15 protein-coding genes are annotated in these 18,523 nt (G+C 62.3%); 1 reads left to right on the top strand and 14 read right to left on the bottom strand.

Going from position 1 to position 18,523, the window contains the following annotated elements; translation table 11 throughout:
• Positions 1–24: 24 nt before the first annotated feature.
• The 6 genes from AB5I78_RS02870 to AB5I78_RS02845 all read right to left on the bottom strand — a co-directional run bounded on the left by AB5I78_RS02870 (position 25) and on the right by AB5I78_RS02845 (position 5,911).
• Entirely contained in the window at positions 25–1,440 is a 1,416-nt protein-coding gene (locus AB5I78_RS02870; RefSeq protein ID WP_369301590.1) for a PIG-L family deacetylase, read from the bottom strand.
• Positions 1,437–2,333: an antimicrobial resistance protein Mig-14 gene (locus AB5I78_RS02865; protein WP_145160089.1), complete on the bottom strand. Its 897-nt coding sequence runs from the start codon at positions 2,331–2,333 to the stop codon at positions 1,437–1,439. Before AB5I78_RS02865 ends, AB5I78_RS02870 begins: the two co-directional genes overlap by 4 nt.
• The gene (locus AB5I78_RS02860) at positions 2,333–3,463 is read right to left on the bottom strand and encodes a glycosyltransferase (RefSeq protein WP_369301591.1); all 1,131 of its coding nucleotides are present in this window, start codon (positions 3,461–3,463) and stop codon (positions 2,333–2,335) included. Before AB5I78_RS02860 ends, AB5I78_RS02865 begins: the two co-directional genes overlap by 1 nt.
• Positions 3,447–5,204 carry a carbamoyltransferase gene (locus AB5I78_RS02855; RefSeq protein WP_119737974.1) on the bottom strand — a complete coding sequence of 586 codons (1,758 nt, stop codon included), beginning with the start codon at positions 5,202–5,204 and terminating at the stop codon, positions 3,447–3,449. The genes AB5I78_RS02860 and AB5I78_RS02855 overlap by 17 nt, the downstream gene beginning before the upstream one ends.
• 152 nt (positions 5,205–5,356) lie before the next feature.
• Positions 5,357–5,539 carry a hypothetical protein gene (locus AB5I78_RS02850; RefSeq protein ID WP_369301592.1) on the bottom strand — a complete coding sequence of 61 codons (183 nt, stop codon included), beginning with the start codon at positions 5,537–5,539 and terminating at the stop codon, positions 5,357–5,359.
• Positions 5,540–5,581: 42 nt separating this feature from the next.
• Positions 5,582–5,911 (bottom strand): YceK/YidQ family lipoprotein, encoded by a 330-nt coding sequence (locus AB5I78_RS02845; protein WP_242198891.1) that lies wholly within the window; start codon positions 5,909–5,911, stop codon positions 5,582–5,584.
• Between the two features lie 179 nt (positions 5,912–6,090).
• On the opposite strand from AB5I78_RS02845, the gene AB5I78_RS02840 reads away from it, so the two are divergent.
• On the top strand, positions 6,091–8,175 hold the full coding sequence (locus AB5I78_RS02840; protein ID WP_369301593.1) for a TonB-dependent receptor family protein: 2,085 nt from the start codon (positions 6,091–6,093) through the stop codon (positions 8,173–8,175).
• Positions 8,176–8,241: 66 nt separating this feature from the next.
• On the opposite strand, the gene AB5I78_RS02835 is transcribed toward AB5I78_RS02840, so the two are convergent.
• From AB5I78_RS02835 to glnE, 8 genes are all read right to left on the bottom strand, one after another.
• A complete protein-coding gene (locus AB5I78_RS02835) occupies positions 8,242–9,693 on the bottom strand; it encodes a lipopolysaccharide kinase InaA family protein (protein WP_369301595.1) in 1,452 nt (483 codons plus the stop codon).
• A complete protein-coding gene (locus AB5I78_RS02830) occupies positions 9,693–10,445 on the bottom strand; it encodes a lipopolysaccharide kinase InaA family protein (RefSeq protein ID WP_369301596.1) in 753 nt (250 codons plus the stop codon). Before AB5I78_RS02830 ends, AB5I78_RS02835 begins: the two co-directional genes overlap by 1 nt.
• Positions 10,442–11,176: a lipopolysaccharide kinase InaA family protein gene (locus tag AB5I78_RS02825; RefSeq protein ID WP_145160075.1), complete on the bottom strand. Its 735-nt coding sequence runs from the start codon at positions 11,174–11,176 to the stop codon at positions 10,442–10,444. Before AB5I78_RS02825 ends, AB5I78_RS02830 begins: the two co-directional genes overlap by 4 nt.
• On the bottom strand, positions 11,176–11,982 hold the full coding sequence (rfaP, locus tag AB5I78_RS02820) for a lipopolysaccharide core heptose(I) kinase RfaP (RefSeq protein ID WP_369301598.1): 807 nt from the start codon (positions 11,980–11,982) through the stop codon (positions 11,176–11,178). The genes AB5I78_RS02825 and rfaP overlap by 1 nt, the downstream gene beginning before the upstream one ends.
• Positions 11,979–13,103, bottom strand: coding sequence for a glycosyltransferase family 4 protein (locus tag AB5I78_RS02815; protein WP_369301600.1), 1,125 nt, complete (start codon positions 13,101–13,103; stop codon positions 11,979–11,981). Before AB5I78_RS02815 ends, rfaP begins: the two co-directional genes overlap by 4 nt.
• Positions 13,103–14,164, bottom strand: a complete 1,062-nt coding sequence (gene waaC, locus AB5I78_RS02810; RefSeq protein ID WP_262209742.1) for a lipopolysaccharide heptosyltransferase I — start codon at positions 14,162–14,164, stop codon at positions 13,103–13,105. The genes AB5I78_RS02815 and waaC overlap by 1 nt, the downstream gene beginning before the upstream one ends.
• Position 14,165: 1 nt before the next feature.
• Positions 14,166–15,200 (bottom strand): lipopolysaccharide heptosyltransferase II, encoded by a 1,035-nt coding sequence (gene waaF, locus AB5I78_RS02805; RefSeq protein ID WP_262209743.1) that lies wholly within the window; start codon positions 15,198–15,200, stop codon positions 14,166–14,168.
• Positions 15,201–15,398: 198 nt separating this feature from the next.
• Positions 15,399–18,338, bottom strand: a complete 2,940-nt coding sequence (gene glnE, locus AB5I78_RS02800) for a bifunctional [glutamate--ammonia ligase]-adenylyl-L-tyrosine phosphorylase/[glutamate--ammonia-ligase] adenylyltransferase (protein WP_369301601.1) — start codon at positions 18,336–18,338, stop codon at positions 15,399–15,401.
• Between the last annotated feature and the right edge of the window lie 185 nt (positions 18,339–18,523).

Genomic DNA, 18,523 nt, shown 5'->3' with positions numbered 1-18,523 from the left:
TGCGCCCCTCCACGTTACGTAACCTTACTTGTGCTTGATGAACCAAAAAAGTTCATGTCGCCTTACAGCCTTGCGGTAAAACTCATTTTCCCCCCAGGGTGAAATGGCCCTTGCGGCCAGCAACCGTTGGATCGCACGCCGCACGCGCCGCTTGAACGGCATCCTGGGCTGCAAGTCATGCATCATGCCCAGCGACATGGCCTTGTCACGCTGTTGTTCGGCAGACACCGGCACGCAAAAAGGCTGCAAGGTGATGCTCGAATCAAAACAGGGTGGCAACGCGATGCCGTTGCCCGAATCGCCCATCGGCCAGCGGTCATTGTCATGCAGGTGATTGGCGTAGCCGAGCAGCGTGGTCGGCTGCCACTCCAGCCCTTGCAGGGCTTGCAGCACGGCCTGCTGTGCGCAGACATGGTCAGGGTGCGGGTCGAGCACCGGATGCGGCAGCACGATAACGTCAGGACGCGCCATCAGCAGCACCGCCCGCAAGTCTGCCAGCAGATTGTTCCAGGTCGGCAGGCCATCGGCATCCGCAGGCAGTGGGAACGGGTTGAATTGGCGAAACACGCGAATGTCGCTCAACGCGGCCTCTCGGGACGCCACGGCGCGATCTGGCTCTGCCCTCATCGCCGCCAGCTGCAGGCAGAAATACCCCAGCTGCACGCAATGTTCCTGCGGCACACCCGCCCAACGCGGCACGGCGATACTGTCCCAGGCGCGCAACCGGCCCTTGAGGCGTGCAGCCTCGGGCTTGCCCAGGCCCATCTGTTGATAATGCTCGGCTTCGATTTCGCCGGCCGTCAACGTCACGATCCAGGGCTGCGCCGCCTGACTGTACAGGCCAAAGGCGGCAAGCTCGGCATCATCGGCATGGGGTGCAATCACCATCACCCGTTGCTGACGCACGTCGGGCTGGCGAAATACCGACAACACCGGCGTACCTTGCACACGGCAGAACCGGCCACTCAGGCGCAGTTGCCCAGCGAGCAGCGCTTGCGCCTGGCCGGTGAGATTCAAGTAGCGCAAGCCGTTGACGCCGCGCTCGAACACCTGCCGATCACCCTGTGGCAAGGCGATAAACGGATCAATAAAGCGCCCCAGCAAGCCGCTCTTGAGCCGCAGCGCAAGGATCAGCGTCTCGTCGCCCGACAGCTCCAGCGCCTGCTCCAGCAGCAATCGGCCGTTATCCAGAACAACCTTGGGTTGCTCGGTCTCGGCCGCAAAGGCGTACTGATAGTCATCGCCGGGCGAGTAAAACAGATGGTCGGCAAACCAGGCTTCATGGGCCACCCAGGCCAGGATTGCCAACAGCAGCGGCAGCCACCAGGCCACCGCCACGCCGACGCCGATCAACACCAGCAAACCGACCAGCAGCGCCACGCGCTTGTTGCGGCGGTGGCGTTTGAGCAGGGCTTGCTTGCGGCTGGGAGAATCACTCATACCTTGAACACCGGCACCGGGTTGCACCAACGGTCTTTGTACTCGCGGTCTGCCCGGCCAAACGAAAATCGCAGCGGCTTGCCGGCTTCCCGCGCCTGTTCCCAGGCACTTTGCGTATTGAGGAAACTCAGCACGCTACCGGGGCTGAACTCACGCGTCTGAGGGTCTACGCCGCCATTGACGTATTCAACGCTGACCCACTCTGGCGCCTCAACGCGGTAAACCAGCTGAATGGCGATCGGCGCATCGTTGAGGAAAATCACCGAACCGATCAACCATTCACGCAGCAGCTCGATCACCTGCGCCATGCGCTCGGCGCCGGTGGCGGGAAAGCCCCAGCGGCGCTGGAACAAATCACAGTAAATTGCCGCCAGCTCGGCACTGGTGAATGTCTGGACCGCACGCACCACACCGCCCGCCTCTTCCAGCAGACGCAACTCGCGGCGCTGGTTATAGCGAAATTTCTTCGACAGTTCTTCCGGGGTACGCGCCATGGCCAACTGCTCGGTCTGCAGCTGGATGCCGGCAAAACGGCCTTCATTCAGTGCCGACAGGTAGCGCGCGCGATGACGCAACGGGGCTTGGGCATCGGCGGCGGCAGGCAGAATCAACTCGGCATTGCCCAGGTCGAACAAGCCCTTCTTGCCTTTGCGCTTGAGCACATCCTTGGATAACGCCAAGTCCTGGCCCCAGGTCGCAATACAGGCCTTGAGCTCGCCGCCTTGCTCCCACGCCAGGTAGCGCACAGGAATCTCGGCCAGCCCGGCAAGACGCTCAACCACCTGCGGATGGGTGGCAACACTGCCACCGTAACGCTGCCAGGCGTCGCTGTAGGTGGACGCGTCAACGACGGACCAGCCACGCTCGCGCCAGCCTTGGAATCGATTGAGCATCACGCCCTCGCGGTCAGTTCAGTAACGTGCGGCAGCCGCCAGAAGGCAGCGCGAACCGCCTGGTCCGAGAACTGCTCGTGCAAGCGCTCGAGCATCATCTGGGCGCATTGCGCGTGCTGCTGACGATCCATTGCCGCCAGGTGCCGAAGCCCCTGGCCCAAGTGTTCGGCATCGCCGAAGGGAAACAGGATCCCCACGCCTTCGACCACTTCCCGGGCGCCACCGCACGCTGTTGCCAACAGCGGCACGCCGGCGGCCATGGCCTCCAGCAGTACCATGCCGAAAGGTTCGTGATCGGAACTCAGGGCAAAGGCGTCGAAGGCTCGGAAGTAACGGCGCGCATCCGGCACCTGGCCGAGGAACAGCACCTGTTCGGCAATCCCCAGCTCACGGGCCAAGGCCTTGAGGTCTTTCTCCAAGCGGCCGGTGCCGAGGATGGCCAGACGACTTTGTGCCGGCAAATGCGGCAGCGCCAGGGCAAACCCCTTGAGCAAGGTGGCCTGGTCCTTGTCCGGGTGCAGGCGGCCAACATTGCCGACCACCCACTCATCCGGCGACAGCCCCAGCGCATCGCGCGCCGCTTCGGCCGGAACCTGCAGGGCCTGCATGGCGTCGACATCGATGCGGTTGTACAGCGTTTGAATCCGCGCTGCCGGCCAGGCCGGCAAGCAACGGCGCATGTCATCACGCACCGCATCGGACACACCCAGCAGGCTCAAACGCTTGCGGAAAATCGACGCAAACAGCTTGCGGCTGCGGCGCCCATAGTCACCAAACGCATGATGCACACCGATCACCGGCAAGCGCGTGCCGAGCAGGGCGATATAGATCGGCTTGAACCGGTGAGCAATGCAGAAACTGAAATTGCGTGATGCCGCGATCTTGCGCAGCTCACCGATGGCGCCCAGCTTCAGGCCACGAATGGCCTTGGAGCTGAATTCCATGAACAACACTTCATCAGAGGCACAACCGGCCGCCACATCGGGGTCGGCGACCCCGGTGAGAAACACCGTGGTCACCTTGTAGCCCGAGCCTGCGAACAGGCTGGCGTACTGCCGCGCGCAATCGAGGAACGGCCCGTCATAGCCGTGGCAGAACTGCAGGACGTGGCGATCAGCCGACCGAGTCATAAGGGTCCACGCCGTCTTTGACGACCAGGATGTCTTCCATGATCAGGTACTGCAGGTCCGAGCCAAAGAACATGTTCAGCGCGTCGGTCGGCGAGCAGATCATTGCTTCGCCACGACGGTTGAGCGAGGTGTTCAGCGACACGCCGTTGCCGGTGAGTACTTCCAGCTCTTTCATCATGTCGTAGTAGCGCGGGTTGTATTCGCGCTTGAGCACCTGGGCGCGGGAAGTACCATCTTCATGGACCACTTCCGGCACGCGGGTTTTCCATTCTTCCGACACTTCAAAGGTGAAGGTCATGAACGGCGCCGGGTGATCGACCTTGATCATCTGTGGCGCAACGGTGTCGAGCATCGACGGGCAGAAAGGCCTCCAACGCTCGCGGAACTTGATCTGGTGGTTAATGCGATCCGCCACGCCGGTGGCGCTCGGGCAACCAATGATCGAACGACCGCCCAACGCGCGCGGGCCAAACTCCATGCGGCCCTGGAACCAGGCCACCGGGTTGCCGTCGACCATGATCTTGGCGATGCGCTTGGGCATGTTCTCGATCTTGCGCCATACCGGTTTGCTTGCGTGCTTGGCGCACGCGGCGATCACGTCTTCGTTGCTGTAGGACGGGCCGAGGTAGACGTGTTCCATCTTCTCGACCGGTACACCACGGGCGTGGGACACGTAGGCGGCGGCACCCACCGCGGTGCCGGCATCGCCGGACGCCGGCTGCACGAACAGCTCTTTCACGTCATCGCGGGCAATGATCTTCTGGTTGAGCTTGACGTTCAGCGCGCAGCCGCCAGCGAAGGCCAGCTTGCCGGTGTCTTTGAGGATGTCGCCCAAGTAGTGGTCGATCATCTGCAGGGCCAGCTTCTCGAACAGCGCTTGCATGCTGGCCGCGTAGTGGATGTACGGCTCGTCGGCGATATCGCCTTCGCGCTTGGGACCCAGCCACTCGATCAGTTTTGGCGAGAAGTAGAACCCCTTGCCCTTCTCTTTGTAGCGACGCAGGCCGATGACGTTGGCGTAGTCGGTGTTGATCACCAGCTCGCCGTTCTCAAACGAGGCCAGGCGCGAGAAATCGTACTTGCTGGCATCGCCATACGGCGCCATGCCCATGACCTTGAACTCGCCGTCGAGCATCTCGAAACCGAGGAACTCGGTGATCGCGCCATACAGGCCGCCGAGGGAGTCCGGGTCGTAGAATTCCTTGATCTTGTGAATCTTGCCGTTTTCGCCGTAGCCGAAAAAGGTGGTGGCGTACTCGCCCTTGCCGTCGATCCCCAGGATCGCGGTTTTCTCCTGGAAACCCGAGCAGTGGTAAGCGCTGGAGGCGTGGGCCAGGTGGTGCTCAACCGGTTCGATCTTAATTTTCTTCGGGTCGAAGCCCAGTTGCTCCAGGCACCAGACGATCTTGTTGCGATAGCGCTTGTAGCGACGGTTGCCCATCAGGATCGCGTCGAGGGCGCGGTCCGGGGCGTACCAGTAACGCTTGGCATAGTGCCAGCGGGCCTCGCCGAACAGGCTGATCGGGGCGAACGGAATCGCCACCACATCAACGTCGGAGGGCTTGATACCGGCTTGTTCCAGGCAGAACTTCGCCGACTCGTAGGGCATGCGGTTCTTTGCATGTTTGTCGCGTACGAAGCGCTCTTCTTCGGCGGCCGCGATCAGCTTGCCGTCGATATACAAGGCTGCGGAAGGATCATGGCTAAGGGCGCCGGACAGGCCAAGAATCGTCAATGCCACAGGGGTCTAGCCTCTTTTAGTCTGCATGCAGGCGGGGTGCGCCTGAAAAAAGTGTGCCTCTCGCCTGGACGAGAAACAGCTAAAGGGCGGGATTATAGCGTAAACACGCCACGTGATGATCTAGGGAATGTGGCGACCGGTTGTCACTGCGCCTAGCGGTAGATCGTGTAGGGCAGCACCAGCGTGTCCGCCACACCGGAGGTAATCGCCTCAATGGCGATGATCGGGAACGCATTGCTTTCGCGCGGCGCAAAGGTTGGGTCGTTATTGATGGTGCCGCAGCCGGTGAGCAGTGCAAGCGCCAGCATCCATAGAAGGGTGAAACCACGATTCATAGACAACTCCATTTGTCATGGCCAGCTTATGCACAGCCTCGTTCATGAACCGCCAGGGCGCCAATAGACGCTGATGTTGCCGTCGTTTGCCTGGCGATAAATCGTGTACGGCAACACAACGGTATCGGCAACGCCGGACGCTGCAATGTCCAGCAGCACGAAGGGTATCAGCACGCCGGTCGGATCGGGAGCCGCGTGCAGCGCGCAGAAATCAAAGGCCACGCCACTGTAAACGCGAGGTATGGACTGGCAGTACGTTTTGATAAGCCGCAGCTCACGCGCGGTATCGCCGTCTTTGCGGATGACGCTGTTGACGGTCCCACAACCGCCCACCAGCAGTGCGGCAATGCCCATTGCAGCCGTGATTTTCATTGTGATTGTCCTGTGATCGCCAACGGCCGGCCACGCTATCAGCGAAATGTCGGCTCCCCCACCCAAGTGCATCGCCAAATTGCGTACGAAAAATCCGAAATGGTAAAAACTCAGCATTTCACTAAACTCGCGCCCTTTTGCGCGTTTATGTCTTATGCGCCACGGATTCGGGCTGCCCCATGAAAACCCTCGCTCGCCTCACCCTATTGCTGCCAAGCCTGTTCACCTTGTGCGACACCGCCCAGGCTGAAGACGCAGCCCTGATCCTCGACCCCAGCGTAGTGACCGGTTCACGCAGCGCCAGCCCGACGTTCGACCTTCCGTATTCGGTCGACAGCATCAGCCGTGAGCAGATCAGCGACGGCCAACTCGGCATCAATGCCTCTGAAGCCCTGTCCCGCGTGCCTGGCCTGGTGGTGCAGAACCGTCAGAACTACGCGCAGGACCTGCAGATTTCCTCGCGCGGCTTCGGTGCGCGCTCGGCGTTTGGCGTGCGCGGCATCAAGCTGATCGCCGACGGCATCCCTGCCAGCACTCCGGATGGCCAAGGCCAGGCCGCCACGTTCAACCTCGACACCGCCGAACGCATCGAAGTGCTGCGCGGCCCGGCCGCCACGCTGTATGGCAGCAATGCCGGCGGCGTGATCCAGATGTTCTCGCGCGATGGCGAAGGCCCGCCGCGCATCGGCGCCGAAACGCTGGTGGGCAGCGACGGCCTGAGCAAGAACCACCTGACGGCCGAAGGCGCGGCGAATGGCGCCGGTTTTGTACTCGACGCCTCGCGCATGGACACCGACGGCTACCGCGACCACAGCAGCGCCCGTCGTGACCAGACCTTTGCCAAACTGAATGTCCACCCGGATGACGACAGCAAACTGGCACTGATCTACAGCAGCCTGGAGCAAAACGGCACGCAAGACCCGCTGGGCCAGACCTGGGCCGCGTACAAGGCGGACCCGCGCTCGGTGGCGCCGGCCGCGCTGCAGTACAACACGCGAAAAAGCATCGATCATCAGCAATTGGGCGTGAATTACGAGCGCTATATCGGCGATGCGACGCTGCAGGTGAATGCGTATACGGGACGGCGCAGTGTGATTCAGTATTTGTCGATTCCCGGCGGTACGCCGTCAGACAAGCGCGGTGGCGTGGTGGACTTCGACCGCAAGTTCTACGGCGGCTCCGTCCACTGGCTGCAACCCATCACCAGCGCCCCTGGCGACCTGACCCTGATCACCGGCCTCGACTACGACCGCAGCCAGGATGATCGCCAAGGTTACTCCAACACCCTCAACGGCGTGCACGGCGTCAAAGGCGCGCTGGGCCGCGATGAAATCGACACCGCCACCAGCCTCGACCCGTTCGTGCAGGCCAACTGGCTGCTGGGCGACTGGACCCTGCAAGCCGGCCTGCGTCACAGCACCATGAAGATGGACGTGGACGACCACTTCCTCAGCGATGGCAACGACAGCGGCAACAAGACCTACCAGAAGAACACGCCGTCAGTGAGCGTGATGTATGCCTTCACGCCGGACCTGCATGGCTATGTGAGCGCGGGCAAAGGCTTCGAAACCCCGACCCAGGCGGAGTCGGCGTATTCCAGCAGCTCGAACGGCTTCAATTTCGCGCTCAAGCCGTCGGTCAGCAAGCAGTATGAAATGGGGCTCAAGGCCCGGATTGGCCAAGACACACGCGTGAATGCTGCGGTGTTCCAGATCACCACCGATGACGAACTGGTCGTGCAGCAATCCAGCGGCGGTCGCACCACCTACCAGAACGCCGGTCGCACCTTGCGCCGTGGCTTCGAACTGAGCCTGGAAAGCCAATTGACCGAACAGTGGAGCACCCACCTCGCCTACACCCGCCTGCACGCCACCTATGACAGCGACTTCGTCAGCGGCGCCAGCACGGCGATCGACAAAGGCAACTACCTGCCCGGCGTGCCCCAGACCACGCTTTTCGCCGAGCTGAACTGGAAACCCCGCGACTGGGTCAGCACTGGCCTCGAAGGCATGTACCGCAGCAAAGTCTACGTGGAAGACACCAACCAGCAACGCGCCGCGCCGGCCTACAGCGTGTTCAACTGGCGTGCGCGCTTCGAGCAGAAGGTCGAGCACTGGACCTTCCACCAGACCCTGCGCCTGGATAACTTGCTGGATCGCCAGTACGTGGGCTCGGTGATCGTCGGGGACGGCAACTTCCGCTATTACGAAGCGGCGCCGGGAAGGTCGTGGTACGCGGGGGCGGGGGCCGAATATCAATTTTGATCAGCCAGTGCAGCGTCTGGGCGACCGTCATCGCGGGCAAGCCCGCGATAGGGCCGAAAGCCCGCTTTAACTGGCGGCGCCGATCTCTTTGGGCAAACGCTGATCGATCAGCTGATACAGCGCGCTGCTCTCGGGCCAGTTGCGCATAAACCGCGCGCGGTCCTTGGCAAACGCTGGCGCGAAGCTGGCGAGTGAGCTGTGCTGACACATGGCGTCCAGGTCGATCAAGGCCCAGCGGTCTGCGTGCCAGAACAGGTTATGGCCTTTGAAGTCACCATGACTGATGCGCTCGCGAATCAGCTCGGCAAACAGATGATCCAGCGCCAGCAGCTCGTTTTCTGGCGCGTCACCGCGCTCAACGTACGGCGCAAAACGCTCGATGATGTCCGGCCCCGGCAAGTATTCAGTCACCAGGTACGCCCGGCTGCGCAGCCACAAAAACCGCTTCTCCAACACCGCCAGCGGCTTGGGCGTCGCAATCCCCAGAAACGCCAGGCGGTTGCCTTCGCGCCACGAATGCCAGGCGCGGCTCGGGCGCCAGAAGCGCTTGAGCCAATGGGCAAAACCCTTAATGTTGTAGCGCTTGATCACCAGCGGCCGACCGGCCACCTCGACCCTGCCCACGCTGGCGGCCCCGCCGGTTTTGTACAGGTGGCCCTGATCCAGCAATGCGTCGGCCTGCTCCAGCACCGGCAGCATGGCGGCCTCTTCCTCACGGCGAATCGCGCGCAAGGCAAAGGCGCCACGCACGACGCTGAACAGCGTGCAGTCGCGGCCAACCTTGTTCAAAAAGTCCTTCAAGCGCCAGGCGCTGACCTTGCGCACCTGTTTTTCGAGCGCTTCCAGCGGCACGGCGTGCTCGCCATTGCTCAGCAGGTAATAGACCAATAATTCTTCGGTAAAGGGTTCGAGGTTTTTCGGCAATTGCGCAAAAAACACCCCGAGGTTTTCCAGTACCCGGTTGCGCGACAGCGGCTTGCCCGCGGCTTCGACACGAATGCCGGCGCCGTCAATCAGGTACAGCTTGCCGTCCTGGCGCAGCAGATTGTCCAGGTGCAGGTCTTCCTGCCACAGCCCTTTGGCATGCATGTGGGCAATCGCCCCCAGCGCCTCGGCGAGCACGGCTGTTTGTTCGTCCGCCAGCGGCGGCAAGCCTTCAACTGCCTGCCAGGCATCGGCGAGGCTCTCGGCGCCCTCAATGAATTCGAACAGCAGCCAGCCGCCCTCGCCTTCCTGCAAGCCATCGGCCAACAGCTGCGGCGTGGTCAGGCCTTGCTCGGCAAGCAGGCGTACGCCGCTGAGCTCGCGCTGAAAATGACGTGCCGCCTTGCTGCCCACCAATAACTTGGCCAGCACCGTGCGCCCGCGCCAGACGCCGGCGCCCACATAACGCTCGCCCGGCAACACACGCAGCAGACTGAGCAATTGCAGCTGCCCTGGGCCGGCGGCATCCGCCAGTTCAATGGTCAGCGGCAGGCTGGGCGTGCGGCCGGCTTTTTTCAGCTCGGACAAACGCATCAGCGGTTCTCCTTGTGGCTGCGACGCGCCGTCAGCCGTTCAAACCAGGCGCCCACCTTTGCGCTGTTTTCAGGCTCTGCCAGGTAGGCCGCCAGCAACTGCCGCACTTGTGCGTCCGTCCACTGCGGCGCGCGGCGCAGCAGCGGCTCCAGGTCTTTGACCCGGTCACGTTGGCCGAACAACAGCGGGCGGGTTTTCTCCAGGTCGATCAGCTGCGCGGCGTAACCGTCGCCCAGGGTCTGCAGAAAAATATGCTTGGGATAAAAACAGCCATGTACCTGGCCTACGCTGTGCAGATGACGGGCCAACTGACCGCAGGCCAGCAGAATCGCGCGGTGCTGGGCATCGGTCAGTTGCGGCCACTGTTCCAGCAACGAATCCAGGTCATTCCAACCGTCCAGGGCACGGGTCAGCAACATCGCGCGGTGCTCACCGTTGACCTTGCGCTCACCGAAAAACGCGGCCTGCAACGCCGGAATACCGAGTTTCTGATAACGACTGATATTGCGGAATTCGCGCGCAAAGGTGGGCTCGCCAAACGGCTTGTGCAGCGTGCGTGTCAGGTAGTTGCTCTGGCGCTTGAGGTAGTAACCCTGCCCTTCAAGCTCCAGGCGAAACACGCTGCTCCAGCCACCCTTGCTGGTATTGGGCTCGTCCACCGCGTCCAGTTGCCTGGCCCACAGGGCGTCGAAGGTTGCCAGACCATGGCGCTCCAGCAGAGCGCGGTCTTCGGCCGCCAGGAAATCACTCATTCGCGTCCCTCGAAAAACTTCACCACGTGGCGAATTCGCTGTTTGTCTGACGCCGTCAGGTGCGTGCGTTGGCGGTATTGCATGTAGAAGCGCAGGCGCTGCGTGGCCGACAAGTGATACTTGGCGACCTTGTCCAGGCAGGCCAGGTCCTTGGTAATTCGGTACTTGAGCCAGAAACCGCGCCAGAAATCACCGTTGGGGCAATCGATGAGGTACAGGGTCTGCTGGTCGTCGACCAGCAGGTTGCGCCACTTCAAATCGTTATGGGTGAAGCGGTGCTCATGCATGGTGCGCGTGTATTCGGCGAGCTGGCGACTGATCACGCTGACCCACTTGGGGTCTTTCAAGCGCGGATCTTTGCGATCAGCCAGCATCGACAGGTCTTCAGTCTTGGGCAGCTCGCGGGTGATCATCGCGCCTCGCGCGTAGGCCAGGCCTTTGCGTTCCAGCCCCCAAGCCACCACGTCGGCGGTGGGAATGCCCCACTTGGCGAAACGCTTGAGGTTCTGCCATTCGGACTTCACCCGAGGTTTGCCCAAGTAGCGGCGCAGGCCCTTGCCGGCACCGACGTAGCGCTTGACGTAGTAATTGATCCCGCCGCGCGCCACCCGAATCACTTCCGACAATGGGTCGCGGGTCAGGCGCTCGCCTTGCAGGGCGAATACCGCTTCGAGGCTGCCGAAATCATCCGCCAGGGCGGCGTAAGCAGGTTCCAGGTTCCAACCCGCCATCAGAGCGCATCCCCGTAGCGTTGTTTACGTGCATAAAGCTTGTCGGCCTTGGTTTGCAGCCACTGCAACAAGGCATTTTCTTCAGCGAGGATCTGGCGCAACGGCTGCTGGAAGTAGCCTTTGAGGAAGCGCAACTTGTCACGACGCGTCAAGCCGATGTCCAGCGCCGAGAAGTACAACGCGGCCAGGTCTTTGTCGCGCCAGCGATGACTGATTTTGTCGCGGGTCTGGGCGCGGTGCAGGTCGATCACCGACAACTTGAAGTTGTCAGCCGTCACCAGCGTATCGGTGTGCAACAGGAAGTGGCAGATGTAGCAATCGCGATGGTTGACCCCACCGCGATGCATCATGCCGGTCATGCGCGCCACTTCGGCGATCAGTGCGCGCTTGAGGCGCGGCGCGGGCGGCTGCTTGAGCCAGTCGATGCTGAAGTCTTCCAGGCTGACAGTCGGCGCCAGTTCTTCAGTGATGATGAACGAGTGCTGGTCGGCCGGGTTGCTGCCGCGCTCGCCGTACGCCACGGCGGTCATGGTCGGCACGCCGATCTGCTGCAGGCGCTGGATGGCCTGCCACTCCTGGCCCGCACCGAGCACCGGCAGCTTGGCGGTGACCAGATTCTTGACGATCTCACCCCAGCCGATGCCACGGTGGATCTTCACGAAATAGCCACGCCCATCCACCTCGGTGCGCAAGGTGCGCCGGGCTTCAAGTTCACGGTACACCTCGCCTTCCAGCCGCTCGACTTCGGCGAAGGCATCACGCCCGGCCCAGAGGGTCTTGAACGGTTCGGCAAGCATCAACTTCATCGTTTTGGCTCCGCCAGAATCACATCCGCCGCGTGCTGCGGCATGCTGTAGAGGTCGGCCGTCTCGGCGTACACCAACCCATTGCGGCCCCAGGCCGCGCGCTGTGCAGTGTCGGTGAGCATGCGTGTCAGGTAGTGGTTGAGCTGCGTTTGATCGAACGGCTCGTCCAGCACCAACCCACTGTCGGCCTCGCTGATGTAATGGGCGTAACCACACACCGCCGAGACCAGCACCGGCAACCCGGCCACCAGGGCTTCAAGCAACACGGTGCCGGTGTTTTCGTTGTACGCCGGGTGGATCAACAGGTCGGCGCCCAGCAGGAAACGCGGAATATCGCTGCGCCCTTTGAGGAACTGCACGTTATCGCCCAGCCCCAACGTAGCACTCTGCAATTGGAATACTTTGGGGTCGTCCTGGCCAATTACAAACAGACGCGTGCGTTTTTTCAGTTCCGCCGGTAAGGCGGCCACGGCCTTGAGGCTGCGGTCGACGCCCTTGGTCTTGAAGCCGGAACCGATTTGCACCAGCAGCAAGTCGTCGCCGGCGAGGTTGAATTCCTGGCGAAAACCTTCGCGGATCTCGGCGGCATTCGGCGGCGCACGGCGGTCCTGGGCGATGCCCGGCGGCAGCAGGTGGAAGCGTTCCAGCGGGGTGTCGTAATGCTTGATGAACAGCGGTTGCTGCACTTCAGAGATCATCAGGATTTCAGTCCTGGCGTCCCTGGCGAACACCGCGCGCTCGTACTCGGCAAAGTGGCGGTAACGGCCAAAGCGTTTGTACAGCGAATGACGCAGGTTTTGCGCCTTGTCTTCAAAGCAGCCATCGGCGGCGTAGTACACGTCCAGGCCGGGCATTTTGTTGAAGCCGATCAGACGGTCCACCGGGCGTTTGGCCAGGTCGGCTTCCATCCAGGCGCTGAGCTTTTCATTGCGCCGATGGTTGAAGAACGCCTTGACCGGCGCCACCAGCACTTCGAAGCCGGGCGGAATGTCGCCTTCCCAGATCAGCGTGTAAACACGAATCTGGTGGCCGCGCTGCTGGCACTCCAGGGCGATGCGCATGAAGTCGCGCTGCAGGCCACCGAAGGGGAAATATTTGTACAGAACAAAAGCCAGTTGCATCAGTGCAGCTCCTCAGCCAGTAACAACGTGCTCAGTCGGCTTGCCACACGCTCAGGGTTCAGGCGCGTGAAGCACAGGGGCGACTCGCGCTTGATGTCGAACCGACGCAGGTCGTCGGCCGTTGGTTGATAGGTACAGTGTTTTTGCAGGCACGGCGCGCACGGGAAGTCGCTGGCCAGGTGAATCTGGCCCTTGCCATAGGCGCCGGTCAGGCCGGGGTTGGTGGGGCCGAACAGGGAAATGGTCGGCACGTCCAACGCAGCGGCCAAGTGACCCAGGCCCGTGTCCACCGCCACGCAGGCACGGGCGCCGGCCAGCACGCGGGCCACGCCGGCCAGGTTGAGCTTGGGCAGCACTTCGGCGTGTTGCAGGCCATGGGCCAGGCGCTCGGCACGGGCTTTTTCGTCGGCATTGCCCCACGGCAACTTCACGTCCACACCCAGGCGGCCCATGCGCTCGGCCAGCTCGCGCCAATAGGCTTCGGGCCAATGCTTGGTGTCCCAGGTGGTGCCGTGCAGCAGCAGCACAAATGGTTTTTTCGGCGGCAGGCCGAGCAGCTTTTCAGTGCTCAGGCCGTAGTCGCCCAACCCTTTGGGCAGGTCGTAGCCCAGCGCAACGGCGAACAGCTGGCGCAAACGCTCCACCGCATGCTGCCCACGGGCCACGGCCAAACGGCGCGAGTAGAAACGCGCAGCGATGGGTTCGCGTGCAGAATGCTTGTCGAAACCCGCGACCGGAGCGCGCACGTAGCGCGTCAGCCAGGCGCTTTTCAGCAGGCCTTGGGCATCAATCACCAAGTCATACTTGGTCGACTGAACACGCTGCTTGAACCGTCGCCACTCGCCGCTCTTGATGGTTTGCCAGATGTTTTTGCGCCAGCGACGAATTGCCACCGGGATCACCTGGTCCACCGCCGGGTGCCAGGTGGGGATCTCGGCAAAGCCTTCTTCCACCACCCAGTCAAAGCGAATGCCGGGGATCGCCCGCGCCGCGTCGGTCAGTGCCGGCAAGGCGTGGATCACGTCGCCCAGGGATGAGGTCTTGACTACCAGTACTCGCAAACTAACGGACCTCGACCACGGAGCCTTGCAACCGCTGCAACGCGTCGCTGACCGGTTGCGGCAGCAGTTGGCGCAGGCAATTGTAGTGGCCGAAACGGCAGGTACGCTCAAAACACGGACTGCAATCCAGGCCCAGGCGCACCACTTCGACCTTGTCGGCCAACGGCGGTGTGAAGCCAGGCGAGGTCGAGCCGTACACCGCCACCAGTGGGCGGTTCAACGCGGCAGCCACGTGCATCAGCCCGGAGTCGTTGGACACCACCGAGTCGGCGCAGGACAGCAGGTCGATGGCTTCGGCCAGTGACGTGTCGCCGCTGAGGTTCACCGCTTCTTCGCGCAGCCCAGGGATCAGGCGCTGGCGGATGTCCTCGCCCACCGAGTGATCGTTTTTCGAGCCGAACAACCACACCTGCCAGCCTTCGCGAATCTTCATCTCGGCGACTTTGGCGTAATGCTCCGAAGGCCAGCGCTTGGACTCGCCAAACTCCGCGCCTGGGCACAGCGCCAGCACCGGACGGTCGAGCATCAGGCCGAACTTGGCCAGGGCCGCGTCACGGGTCACCGGGTCGATCTGCAAGCTGGGGCGCGGGTACGGCGTCGGCAGCTCGGCACCTGGCTCGTAGGCCAGGGCCATGAAGCGCTCGATCATCAGCGGGTAGCGTGCTTTGTCGAGGGTGCGCACATCGTTGAGCAATACGTAGCGAAACTCGCCGCGCCAGCCGGTGCGTTTGGGGATGCCGGCGAAATACGGCACCAGCGCCGACTTGAGCGAGTTGGGCAACAGGATCGCCTGGTCGTACTGGCCGACCATGGATTTGCCGATGCGCCGGCGCGTCGCCAATTCGAGGGCACCGTGGCCGAGCGGGAAGCTCAAGGCCTTGCGCACCTGGGGCATACGCTCGAGGATCGGCCGGCTCCACTCGGGGGCGAGCACGTCGATTTGGCAGTCGGGATGACGCTGTTTCAGGCACTGGAACAGTGTCTGCGCCATCACCATGTCACCGACCCAACTGGGCCCAACGATCAGAATATTCATGTAGTTTCCACAAACGATGCGGGGAGGCTTATGCCTCCCCGCATCGACAATGATTGTAGATCGCGCTTTGTGTGGGAGCTGGCTTGCCTGCGATGGCATCGCTTCGGTATGACTGAAGTACCGAGGCGCCTGCATCGCGGGCAAGCCCGGCTCCCACATAAGGCCGATTTCCACATTAAATTGGCGCCACTCAATTAATCAGCTTAACCCCAGCGCCTGCCAGATTCGCATCACCTGGCGCCGTTCGTCGGCGAACTGATCCCCGGCTACCGTGCCAGCCTCATTTTGCAAGGCCTGGCGGTGCGCGGCGGAACGGTAGGCTTTATACACCTCGCGCAGCAGATGGGCATCGGCGGCGGGCATCAGCCCGACCTGCTCCAGGCCCTCCAGAATGCGGATATTGTCGGTGTAGCGCAGCAACGATGGATGTTGCGCAGACCACGCCAAAGCCGCGTATTGCACCATAAATTCAATATCGACGATACCTCCGGCGTCCTGCTTGAGGTCGAACACCACCGTGGGCTCAAAGGCATTGGCGCCGGTGCCGGCCGCCGTAGACCGGGTGCCCAGGTTGTCGCGCATCTTGGCGCGCATCTCGCTGACCTCCTGGCGCAGCTTGACCAGGTCGCGCTCACGCCCGAGTACTTTAGCGCGGACCTGCTCGAACGCCTGGCCCACATCCTGACTGCCCACCAGCACCCGCGCGCGGATCAGCGCCTGATGTTCCCAGGTCCAGGCTTCATTTTGCTGATAGCGCTCGAAGGCTCCCAGTGAACTCACCAGCAAACCCGACGCGCCGGATGGGCGCAGGCGCATGTCGACCTCATACAGCTGGCCGGAGTTGGTCTGGGTGGTCAGCAAGTGGATGATGCGCTGGCCCAGGCGCGTGAAGAACTGCGCGCCGTCGATCGGCTTGGCGCCGTCAGTCTCGGCCTGCGGGTCACCGTCGTGGATAAACACCAGGTCCAGGTCGGAACCATGTCCCAGCTCGATGCCGCCAACCTTGCCATAACCAACAATGATGAACCCCGGGTCGCACAGCGTACCGTCAAGCCGCTGCGGCGAGCCGTGGCGGGCCACGGTCTGGCGCCACGCCAGGGCCAGTACTTGTTCGAGAATGGCTTCGGCAAGCCACGTCAGGTAGTCGCTGACTTTCATCAGCGGCAGGCTGCCGGCGATTTCCGAAGCGGCCACGCGCAGACGGTGAGCCAGCTTGAAGTGGCGCAGCGCCTCCATCTGCTGCTCAAGGTCATCCTCGGGAATGCGCGTGAGGCGCTCGCGCAGCTCGGCGGCAAGTTCCGGCGCCAACGGCGGCTTGAACAGGCGGCCTTCGTTGAGCAATTCGTCGAGCAACAGCGGGAAGCGCGTGATCTGTTCGGCGATCCACGGGCTGGCGGCGCACAGTGTGAGCAGACGGCGCAACGCGTCGGGGTTTTCGGTGAGCAGCACCAGATAAGCGGAACGGCGGGCGACGGCTTCGACCAGCGGCAGTACACGTTCAAGCACTAAATCCGGGTTGGCGTGTTCGACGGCCTGGGCCAGCAGACGCGGAATAAAGGCATCCAACCGCTCCCGCCCCAGGCGCTGCATGGCACGCAATTGCGGGCTGCCGCGCAAGCCGGCCAGGGCTTTCAGGGCTTTGGGCGCGTCGGTGAAGCCACCTTCCTGCAATTGCAGGCGAGCGGCGTCTTCGTCCTGAGACTCTTCCCACAGTGGCAGCCACTCGCCGCCTACGACCAACTCACTCTCTGCGCCTTCTTCTTCGTCAGGGTCGGCGATGACTTGGCGGAAGTGCCAGTCCACCCGACCACGCCAGTACATCAGGCGCTCATGGAACGTGGACCAATCGGCAAAGCCCAGCATAAAGGCGATACGCGCCTGATCTTCCGGGGTGTCCGGGAGCATTTGCGTCTGACGGTCGGCGATCGCCTGAATCGCATGCTCGGTGTAACGCAAGAATTCGTAGCCGTTGCGCAACTCGGCAATGACTGCCGCAGGCAAATAGCCCTGCCCTTCGAGCGTGCCGAGCACCTTGAGCAATGGCCGTTGTTGCAGGCTCAGGTCGCGGCCGCCGTGGATCAACTGGAACGCCTGGGCGATAAATTCCACTTCGCGAATACCACCCGAGCCCAGCTTGATGTTGTCGGCCATGCCTTTGCGCCGCACTTCCTGCTGGATCAGCTGCTTCATGGTGCGCAGCGCTTCGATGGCCGAAAAGTCCAGGTAACGCCGATAGACGAACGGGCGCAGCATATCCAGCAGTTGCGCACCGGCCACTTGGTCACCGGCAACCACGCGCGCCTTGATCATCGCGTAGCGTTCCCAATCACGGCCTTGGTCCTGATAGTACTGTTCCAGCGCGTTGAAGCTGAGCACCAGGGCGCCAGCCGAACCGTAGGGGCGCAGGCGCATGTCGACGCGGAACACAAACCCGTCGACCGTCATCGGGTCGAGCGCCTTGATCAGTTTTTGACCAAGCCGGATGAAAAATTCCTGGTTGTCCAGCGCGCGCTTCACGCCCACCGTTTCGCCGCCCTCGGGGTAGGCGAAGATCAGGTCGATATCAGACGACAGGTTCAGCTCCACGGCGCCGAGCTTGCCCATGCCGAGGATGACCATGTGCTGGGCTTCGCCGCTGCGTCGGCCGGTGGGGGTGCCGAATTGCACGCAATGGCGCTGGTACAGCCATTGGTAGGCTTGGTCGATGCTGGCGTCGGCCATGTCGGAAAGGTCGCGACAGGTTTGCACCAGGTCGGCCTGGCGCGTCAGGTCGCGCCAGATGATGCGCACTTGCTGGCGAGTGCGCTGGCGACGCAGCACGCGACCCAGCTCATCTTCTGTTTCGGCCTGTTGCACGGCGCCGGCGATCTGGCCGCACAGCTCGCCGGGCGCAAAGCCGCGGTCCAGCTCGCCCCAGGCCACCAGCTCGAGCAACATCAAAGGGTCACGCAGGCTCTGTTCAATGACAAAATCACTGGCGGCGCACACGCGGGCGAAGTCAGCCCACCGTTGCGGCGTCCAGGCAGAAAGTCCATGATCGTCGTCCAGCGCGGCCACTGCGTCACGAAATGACTGCTCGGCCCGCTGGGCAAAAGGCAAGAGAATGGCCGGTAATGGGGCCAGCGTTGGAAGGCTCATGGTCTATCCTTGATCGGCGCGTAAAAGGCTTGTTGCTGTGAACGCAAGAACCACGCTCGGTGAAGGACTGTCGAACAAAGGTTATAAATAGCTGAAATTAAATTAATCTTGGCAGGCAACATCAAACTTTCACCTTTTCTTGTTCGCAAAAGATCAACAATAACGATTATGCTCACCAGCCAGAC

The sequence above is a fragment of the Pseudomonas sp. N2-3-1-14 genome (genome assembly GCF_041228395.1).
Taxonomy (GTDB): domain Bacteria; phylum Pseudomonadota; class Gammaproteobacteria; order Pseudomonadales; family Pseudomonadaceae; genus Aquipseudomonas.
The sequence above is the reverse complement of the archived record's forward strand: the minus strand, read 5'-3'. Positions and strand labels throughout refer to the sequence as shown.

Coding starts and splice junctions, on each gene's coding strand:
- AB5I78_RS02870 (WP_369301590.1), bottom strand. CDS start 1,440: ATGAGTGATTCTCCCAGCCGCAAGCAAGCCCTGCTCAAACGCCACCGC.
- AB5I78_RS02865 (WP_145160089.1), bottom strand. CDS start 2,333: ATGCTCAATCGATTCCAAGGCTGGCGCGAGCGTGGCTGGTCCGTCGTT.
- AB5I78_RS02860 (WP_369301591.1), bottom strand. CDS start 3,463: ATGACTCGGTCGGCTGATCGCCACGTCCTGCAGTTCTGCCACGGCTAT.
- AB5I78_RS02850 (WP_369301592.1), bottom strand. CDS start 5,539: ATGAATCGTGGTTTCACCCTTCTATGGATGCTGGCGCTTGCACTGCTC.
- AB5I78_RS02845 (WP_242198891.1), bottom strand. CDS start 5,911: ATGAAAATCACGGCTGCAATGGGCATTGCCGCACTGCTGGTGGGCGGT.
- AB5I78_RS02840 (WP_369301593.1), top strand. CDS start 6,091: ATGAAAACCCTCGCTCGCCTCACCCTATTGCTGCCAAGCCTGTTCACC.
- AB5I78_RS02835 (WP_369301595.1), bottom strand. CDS start 9,693: ATGCGTTTGTCCGAGCTGAAAAAAGCCGGCCGCACGCCCAGCCTGCCG.
- AB5I78_RS02830 (WP_369301596.1), bottom strand. CDS start 10,445: ATGAGTGATTTCCTGGCGGCCGAAGACCGCGCTCTGCTGGAGCGCCAT.
- AB5I78_RS02825 (WP_145160075.1), bottom strand. CDS start 11,176: ATGGCGGGTTGGAACCTGGAACCTGCTTACGCCGCCCTGGCGGATGAT.
- rfaP (WP_369301598.1), bottom strand. CDS start 11,982: ATGAAGTTGATGCTTGCCGAACCGTTCAAGACCCTCTGGGCCGGGCGT.
- AB5I78_RS02815 (WP_369301600.1), bottom strand. CDS start 13,103: ATGCAACTGGCTTTTGTTCTGTACAAATATTTCCCCTTCGGTGGCCTG.
- waaF (WP_262209743.1), bottom strand. CDS start 15,200: ATGAATATTCTGATCGTTGGGCCCAGTTGGGTCGGTGACATGGTGATG.
- glnE (WP_369301601.1), bottom strand. CDS start 18,338: ATGAGCCTTCCAACGCTGGCCCCATTACCGGCCATTCTCTTGCCTTTT.